Genomic DNA, 6768 nt, shown 5'->3' with positions numbered 1-6768 from the left:
CCGAATGCCTGCTTCTTCCTCGCCAGCGGCCGGGTCGTGCATGAGGCCGGCGGCTCCATCGCCCAGGAACTGGGCTTCGCCGCCGCCAACGCCGTGGCCCTGATCCGCGCGGCCGTCGCGGCCGGCATGAGCGCGGAACAGGCCCTCAAGGGGACGGTCCTCGGCGTCTCGGTCGACCAGGAATATTTCGACGGCCTCGCCAGGGTCCGCGCCCTGCGCCTGATCTGGCGCTCCATCGGCAAGGCGTTCGGGACTGAAACCCCCGCCGTCATCGAGGCCCGCTCGTCGCGCCGCATGCTCTCCGCCCGCGACCCCTGGCCCAATCTGCTGCGGCTGACCGCTGCGGGCTTCGCCGGAGCCGTGGGCGGAGCGGACGCGGTCGTGCTGGACGGCCTGTCGCGCGCCAACGGCCGGTCCGACGCCTTCGCCCGTCGTCAGGCCCGCAACACCCAGGCCGTGCTGATGGAGGAATCCAGCCTCGGCCGCGTCGACGATCCCGCCGCCGGCTCCTGGTTCCTCGACGCCCGCACCCGCGATCTGGCCGAGGCCGGCTGGGCCGAATTCCAGCGCATCGAGGGCGAAGGCGGCCTGATCGTCGCCCTGCGCACCGGCGACATCCAGGACCGCGTCGCCGCCGCCCGAGCCGAACGCGAGGCCGCCCTCGCCGGCGGCGCCGCCCATCTGGTGGGCGTCACGAAATTCGTCGATCCCGACCCTCGTCCCGCGCCGTTCGAGCCCGACGCAAGGCCCGCGATCCGGAGCGGCGGCGACGCCTGCGACCCGCTGACCCCGATCCGGTTCGCCGAGCCGTTCGAGACAGAAGCGTCGGAGGCCGGCCAATGAGCGCGCCCGACTTCACCGGAATCGCGCTCGATCTCGGCTCGACCGGCGCCGGCCCGGCCCGCGACGCCTGGAACACCCCCGAGGGCCTGACGGTAGAGACCGCCTACGGCCCCGGCGCGGTCGAAGGCCTGGACTTCATCCACGGCCTGCCAGGGATCGCGCCCTATGTGCGCGGTCCCTATCCGACCATGTACGCGGGCAACCCCTGGACCATCCGCCAGTACGCCGGCTTCTCGACCGCAGAGGCGTCAAACGCCTTCTACCGCCGCAACCTCGCCGCCGGTCAGAAGGGACTGTCGATCGCCTTCGACCTGGCCACCCACCGGGGCTACGACAGCGACCATCCGCGGGTGAAGGGCGACGTCGGCATGGCCGGCGTGGCCATCGACAGCATCTACGACATGCGGACCCTGTTCGACGGCATCCCGCTGGACCAGATGTCGGTGTCGATGACCATGAACGGCGCCGTCCTGCCGATCCTGGCCCTCTATGTCGTCGCCGCCGAGGAGCAGGGCGTCGCCCACAAGGACCTGACCGGGACCATCCAGAACGACATCCTCAAGGAGTTCATGGTCCGCAACACCTACATCTATCCGCCCGAGCCCTCGATGCGGATCGTGTCGGACATCTTCGCCTGGACCGCGGCCGAGACGCCGAAATTCAACTCCATCTCGATCAGCGGCTACCACATGCAGGAGGCCGGGGCCTCGGCTGATCTGGAGCTGGCCTACACCCTCGCCGACGGCGTCGAATATCTGAAGGCGGGCGTCGCGGCGGGCATGGACGTGGACCGGTTCGCGCCGCGTCTGAGCTTCTTCTGGGCCATCGGCATGAACTATTTCATGGAGGTGGCCAAGCTGCGCGCCGGCCGCCTGCTGTGGGCCGAGGCCGTGTCGAAATTCGGCGCCAAGGACCCCCGCTCCCTGTCCCTGCGCGCCCACTGCCAGACATCGGGCTGGTCGCTGGCTGCCCAGGACGTGTTCAACAATGTGCCGCGCACCATGGTCGAGGCCATGGCCGCCGCGGGCGGCCAGACCCAGAGCCTGCACACCAACGCCCTGGACGAGGCCCTGGCCCTGCCGACCGACTTCTCGGCCCGGATCGCGCGCAACACCCAGCTGCTGCTGCAGATGGAGACCGGCCTGACCAGGGTCATCGACCCCTGGGGCGGCAGCTTCTACGTCGAACGCCTGACCCACGAGCTGGCGAACAAGGCCCGCGTCCTGATGGCCGAGGTCGAGGCCCTCGGCGGCATGGCCAGGGCCATCGAGGCCGGCGTGCCCAAGATGCGCATCGAGGAGGCCTCGGCGCGGACGCAGGCCCGGATCGACACGGGCCAGCAGACGGTCGTCGGCGTGAACCGCTACCTGTCCGACGCCGTCGACGACATCCCGATGCTCAAGGTCGACAACGCCGCCGTTCTCGCGGCCCAGATCGACAAGCTGAAACGCCTCCGCGCCGAACGCGACGAGGCGAAGACGCGGGCGGCGCTGGACGCCCTGACCGAGGGCGCGCGGGGTACCGCCAACCTGCTGGAACTCGCGGTGCAGGCCGCCCGAGCCTACGCCACGGTCGGCGAAATCTCCGACGCGCTGGAGGCCGCCTTCGGCCGCCACGTGGCGACGGTGAAGACTGTCTCCGGCGTCTATGCGAAGGAGGCCGGCGCCGATCCGAAGATCGCCCGCGCCCGCGACATGGTCGCCGCCTTTGTCGAGAACGACGGCGGCCCGCCGCGCATCCTGATCGCCAAACTCGGTCAGGACGGCCACGACCGGGGCCAGAAGGTCATCGCCACCGCCTATGGCGACCTCGGCCTCGAGGCCACGGCCGGCTCCCTGTTCCAGACCCCGTCAGAGGCGGCGAAGGCGGCGGTGGAGCGCAACGTCCACGCCGTCGGCGCCTCATCCCTGGCGGCCGGCCATCTGACGCTGGTGCCCGAACTGAAGGCCGAGCTGGAGAAGCTGGGCCGGCCTGACATCCTGATCGTGGTCGGCGGCGTCATCCCGCCGTCGGACGTCCAGACCCTGATCGACATGGGCGCGGCCGCCGTCTATCCGCCCGGCTCGGTCATCGCCGACACGGCCATCGACCTGATCGAGAAGCTGAACCAGCGGCTCGGCTACGCCCAGAAGCGCCAGGGCCCGACCTAGGGTCTGTGGCGCGGCGGCAGGGCGGCGACCTCCGCCTCGGTCAGCTGACGGCTGACGCGCACGCGGCAGGTGCTGACGCGCGAGGTCGAGCCCGGCACCACGACGCGGGCCCAGTCGTCGGTGCAGATCCGTGAACCGACGGCCCCGCCGTCGGGGATCAGCGCCATCTGCTGGGCGAAATCCATGTCCGGACACCCGCCCGCAGCGGTCAGTTCGTAGACGTCGCGCCGGCCGACCCGCAGGAAGACCTGATCGCGCTCGCCCCGGGTGTAGTTGCTGACCTGCTGGACGCTGAAACACCGGCGCGGCTGGGGCTCGCCGCCGCTATAGGCCGTGCCGGTGGTCCGGCCGCCCGCCTCCGTCGGGGCGCAGGCCGCGAGGGCGAGGACGGAAACGACGGCGCTGGCGGTCAGGGCGCGCATGGCGAACTCCGGGTCATGGGGCGTCTACGAGCGCTCAACCGTCCGCCTTGTCGATCGGTTGCGCAAGCCCGGCCGCCTTTGACGATCGCGACGGATCAACCCGCGCCGCCAGGTCCAGCGTCAGGGGCGATGCGTCGCCCAGCGCCAGGGCGGACACATGTTCGGCCAGCAGGGGCGCGGCGCAGAAGCCGCGCGAGCCCAGGCCGCCCAGCACGAAGAGCCCCGGCCTTCCCGGAACCGCGCCCGCCAGGGGCATGCGGTCGGGCGTGGTCGCCCGGACGGCGGCGCGCGCCTGTCCCTGCCCCGCCGCCTCGACCCGCGCCGCCAGTTCAGGCAGGCGGCCGGCCAGCACCGCCCGGTTGCGGGCGCTGTCGCCGGGCCGGACCTCGGTGGAAACCTCGCCCCGGTCGTGGGTCGCCCCGAACAGCAGCCCCCCTCCGGTCGGGACCGCATAGCCGCCCCAGGCGATGGGCGAGGTTTCCACGCCCTCCACCCAGTCCGCCTGTCCCCGCACCGGGGACAACGCCCCCTCGGGCCAGAGGCCCGCCGTCCCCCAGCCCGCGGCGATGACGACGATATCGGCTTCGAGAATCGTCCCGCCCGCGCCGTCGACCAGACGCCAGCGGTCGCCATGGGGCTCAAGGCCCGCGACGCCGGCGGTGATCAGGTCCGCGTCTTCCAGCCAGCGCTCCAGCACAGGCGCCGCCCGCAAGGCGAGGGCCTGGGCCATGAACAGGCCGCCGCCGACAGCTTCGCCCAGCTGTTCGGCGGCCGCCCCGGCCTCGAAAACCGCCATCGACCCCGCCGGCCACGCCGACTGGGCGGCGATCTTGCCGAAGCGGACGGCGTCGCGCGGTTGCTGCTCCAGCTGGAACACCCCTTGGGCGACGATCGCGCCGGGAGCGGCGGCGTACAGCGCCCGCGCCCGCTCCAGCGCCTGGGCGAACAGGGCGGCGATGCCTTCGTCCCCCGCATCCAGCCGCGGGGTGACCAGAGAGGCCGGAAATCCCGAAGCGCCGGCGCCGGGCCGGTCCGCCTCGACCACCCGGGCCCGCACGCCCGACCCGGCGAACGCCCGCGCCAGGGAGGCGCCCGCGATTCCCGCGCCGACGATGGCCACCGACGGAGACGCCGCCTCGCCCGACGCCCCGTCCGCGATCGCTGGCAGCCAGGCCTCCAGCCGCTCGCGCTTGCGCCCGTGTCCCGGACGTTTGGCGACCTCGAACCCGCGCCCGGCCAGCGCCCGCCGCACCGAGCCCGCGACGGTGAAGGTCGCGACCCGCGACCCCGGCGCCGACCGCGCCGCGATCCCGTCCATCACCGCATCCGACCACATGGCGGGATTGGTCGAGGGCGCGAACCCGTCCAGGAACCAGGCGTCGGCCCGTCCGGTCCATTGCGCCAGCGCCCACTCCACCTCGCCGACGGCCAGATCGACCACGGCGTTGAACCCCGGCAGATCCAGCCGGTGAAACCCCGGCGTCGGCGCCGGCCAGGCCGCCAGCAGCGCTTCGGCGGCCTCGCCCAGCGCGGGCCAGGCCGAAAGCGCGCGCGCCGCCTCCTCGCGATGGAGCGGAAAGCCCTCGACCGAGAACACGTGCAGCCGCCCTCCCGCCGGCCCCTCCCGGCGCCACAGCTCCAGCAGGGCCGCGATATTCAGCCCGGTGCCGAAGCCCAGTTCCGCCACGGTGAACCGCCGCCGCCCCGCCCAGGCCTCCGGCAGGCCGCAGCCGGCCAGGAACACCGCCTGCGTCTCGGCCAGCCCGTCCTCGCGCGAGAAATAGACGTCGTCGAACCGGCCCGAACGCGGGGCGCCGTCTTCGGTCCAGATCAGGCGGGGCGAGCGGTCTTCGGCCATGACCACGGCCTATACGCGTCTCCGCCGCGGGCAAGAAAAAAGGGCCGCCCCCGGTCCGGAATCCCGGACGGAGGCGGCCCCTTCAACGCAGACCCGGGCGTCTTATTGCTGGTTGTTCTGCGGCGGGTTCAGGCGGCGCTCGGTGTCGGTCTTGTTGTCGCCGGCGGCGGCGGGCTGGGCGGAAGGCGCCATCGCGCCGTCCGTGACCGTCGCGCTGCCCGAAGACGTCATCGTCTGGCCGCTCGCGCCCGAGCTGGAGGCGGAGCCGGAGGCCGAACCCCCCGAAGTTCCGGTCGAGGCGCTTCCGCCGGCCGAACCGCCGGCGCCGGTCGCGGCCGTGTCGACGGCGGCGCCCGAGGCCTCGGCGGCTTCGGTCGTGGCGTCGGTCGCATCGTCAGCGGGCTGGTTGCAGGCGGACAGGGTGAAGGCCGCGGCGGCGGCGGCGATCAGGGCGGCGGTTCTCATCGGTGGATCCTCTGGTTGCGGGCGGCTCGGTCCCGACCATCAGGATGCCGACCGCCAAGCTTTGTGCACAAGGGAAAATCCCGTCGGCGACCGATGTTCCCGAAGGCGATCAGGCAAAGAAAAAAGGGCCGCCCGTGAGGACGACCCTTTCGTTCAACAAGGCCCGAGGGCCCGTGTCGATGTCGCTCTTAGTGAGCGGCTTTTTCTTCAGCAGCCGGGGCAGCCGGGGCCATGGCGGCGTCGGCGGCCGGAGCAGCGGCAGCGGCGTCCGAAGCGGTCGCGGCGGCGGCAGTGGCGTCGGCGGCGGCAGCGTCGGCGGTCGCAGCAGCGTCCGTGGCGGTGTCGGCGGCGGCAGCGGCGTCGGCCGAAGCGTCAGCGGCCTTGTCTTCGGCGGCGGGTTGGCAAGCAGCCAGGGCCAGAGCGGCGGCCGAAGCGGCGATCAGAGCGGTGATGCGCATGGTTTTCTTCCTTCAGAAGGGTCACACGAGGTCATGAATCCTCGCAATGCCGGAGATAACGGGATCGTGAGCAGGAGCGCAAGCGAAATTCTCACGCATTCGTGAACCGATGTAACGCAACCACTTCCTCTGGCGCTTCTTTTCGACGCCGCACCGCTGCCAGGGCCGACTATTGCGGCGGCGGGCTGGTGGCCGGCGAGGTTGTGGACGGTTCCGTCGGAAGGGTCGGCGGAGTCTGTCCCGGAGGGGTCGTCCCGTCCGACGGCGGCATGGGCGCCGGAGCCGTCGCGCTTCCATCGGCGGGCGCCGTCGTGGTCGGGGCCGGCGGTGTCGTGGAGTCTGTCGCGGCCGTGTCGGTCGCGGCTTCAGGGGCTGCGTCCGTCTTCGGCGCGGCGTCTTCGCCGGAGCAGGCGGCGAGGGCCAACGACCCGGCGGCGGCCAGAACTGGGATCATGAGCTTCATGGGCGAACCTCCCGGCGATCGCCCGGCGAGGGACCGCCGGTCCTCACGATCGCCGCAGATATAACCGGAGGCGGCCCAAGCCGTTCCCGGGTTCGTGACAACGGGTGAA

Annotated in this window: 6 protein-coding genes; 2 read left to right on the top strand and 4 right to left on the bottom strand. The window is 72.2% G+C overall.

Annotated elements, in window-relative coordinates; genetic code table 11:
- Both V6M42_RS02410 and scpA read left to right on the top strand, forming a co-directional pair.
- Positions 1-843 (top strand): methylmalonyl-CoA mutase family protein (locus tag V6M42_RS02410; RefSeq protein WP_332676895.1); only part of this gene is annotated, 843 nt, incomplete at its 5' end.
- A complete protein-coding gene (gene scpA, locus V6M42_RS02405; protein ID WP_332676893.1) occupies positions 840-2993 on the top strand; it encodes a methylmalonyl-CoA mutase in 2154 nt (717 codons plus the stop codon). The genes V6M42_RS02410 and scpA, both read left to right, overlap by 4 nt.
- Here the strand turns inward: scpA and V6M42_RS02400 are convergent.
- The 4 genes from V6M42_RS02400 to V6M42_RS02385 all read right to left on the bottom strand — a co-directional run bounded on the left by V6M42_RS02400 (position 2990) and on the right by V6M42_RS02385 (position 6196).
- On the bottom strand, positions 2990-3415 hold the full coding sequence (locus tag V6M42_RS02400; RefSeq protein WP_332657278.1) for a DUF6491 family protein: 426 nt from the start codon (positions 3413-3415) through the stop codon (positions 2990-2992). The two genes, scpA and V6M42_RS02400, sit on opposite strands and share 4 nt — an antisense overlap.
- 34 nt (positions 3416-3449) lie before the next feature.
- Positions 3450-5273: a tRNA (5-methylaminomethyl-2-thiouridine)(34)-methyltransferase MnmD gene (mnmD, locus tag V6M42_RS02395; protein WP_332676891.1), complete on the bottom strand. Its 1824-nt coding sequence runs from the start codon at positions 5271-5273 to the stop codon at positions 3450-3452.
- A 102-nt stretch (positions 5274-5375) separates the two neighbouring features.
- Complete coding sequence (locus tag V6M42_RS02390; protein WP_332676889.1) at positions 5376-5738, bottom strand: hypothetical protein; 363 nt, start codon at positions 5736-5738, stop codon at positions 5376-5378.
- Between the two features lie 188 nt (positions 5739-5926).
- A complete protein-coding gene (locus tag V6M42_RS02385; protein WP_332657275.1) occupies positions 5927-6196 on the bottom strand; it encodes a hypothetical protein in 270 nt (89 codons plus the stop codon).
- Between the last annotated feature and the right edge of the window lie 572 nt (positions 6197-6768).

This window comes from Brevundimonas sp. (assembly GCF_036677305.1).
Taxonomy (GTDB): domain Bacteria; phylum Pseudomonadota; class Alphaproteobacteria; order Caulobacterales; family Caulobacteraceae; genus Brevundimonas.
The sequence above is the reverse complement of the archived record's forward strand: the minus strand, read 5'-3'. Positions and strand labels throughout refer to the sequence as shown.